At 83.2% G+C, this 1,018-nt stretch carries 1 pseudogene; it reads right to left on the bottom strand.

Annotated features, from left to right (window positions below):
* Positions 1-1,018: pseudogene (locus tag AWC19_RS30010) on the bottom strand (hypothetical protein); the annotation flags it as partial.

Genomic DNA, 1,018 nt, shown 5'->3' with positions numbered 1-1,018 from the left:
CTCGGCCGCGCCGGCCGTGAAGGCGACGGCGCCGGCGCCGCCGTTCCCGGCGGCCCCGAAGAACAGGCCGGCGTTGCCGCCGGCCCCGCCGGCGCCGCCGCCACTGGCAGCCGCCCTGCCGCCGGCCCCGCCGGCGCCGCCCGAGCCGAACAACATGCCGGATCCGCCGGCGCCGCCCGCCCCGCCGTTGCCGGTCGTCGACGCGCCACCGGTGCCGCCGGCCCCGCCGGAGCCGAACAGCCCGCCGCCGGCCCCGCCGTTGCCACCGGCGGTGCCGGTCGCGCCGGCCGCGCCGGACCCGCCGATCCCGCCGTTGCCGAACAGGATGCCGCCGGCGCCGCCGGCGGCCCCCGTGCCCGCGGCGCCGTTGGCGCCGTTGCCGATCAGCGGGCGCCCGGTCAGCGCCTCGGCGGGCGCGTTGATCGCGTTGAGCGCCTGCTGCTGCGCGGCGTGCAGCGGATTGGCGCTGGCGGGGGCGTTGAAGCCGTCCAGGCCCAGCAGCTGACCGCCGACGCCGCCGGCGCCGGCCGCGCCGCGCGTCTGGCCCAGGCCGCCGTTGCCGCCGTTGCCGCCGTCGCCGATCAACATGCCGTTGCCGCCGGCGCCGCCCGCGCCGCCGACGCTGCTGGTGGCGCCCTGGGCGGTGCCGCCGCTGCCGCCGTTGCCGCCGTTGCCGATCAGGCCGGATCGGCCGCCGGCGCCGCCGGCCCCGCCCTGCGCGGTCGCGCCGTCGCCCCCGGCGCCGCCCGCGCCGCCGGAGCCGTTGAGCAGGCCGGCGATGCCGCCCGCCCCGCCGCGCCCACCGGTCTGGGGGCCGAACCCGCCGTTGCCGCCGGCGCCGCGGTCGCCGAACAGCAGGCCGCCGTTGCCGCCCGCCCCGCCGGCGCCGCCGATGCCGCCCACCGGCGTGATGCTTTCGCCGCCGGCACCGCCCGCGCCGCCGGGGGCTCCGAGGCTGAACATGCCGGCGTGGCCGCCGGCCCCGCCGTTGCCGCCGCCACTGGCAGCCGCCCTGCCG

Source organism: Mycobacterium palustre (assembly GCF_002101785.1).
GTDB classification, from domain to species: Bacteria; Actinomycetota; Actinomycetes; order Mycobacteriales; family Mycobacteriaceae; genus Mycobacterium; species Mycobacterium palustre.
The sequence above is the reverse complement of the archived record's forward strand: the minus strand, read 5'-3'. Positions and strand labels throughout refer to the sequence as shown.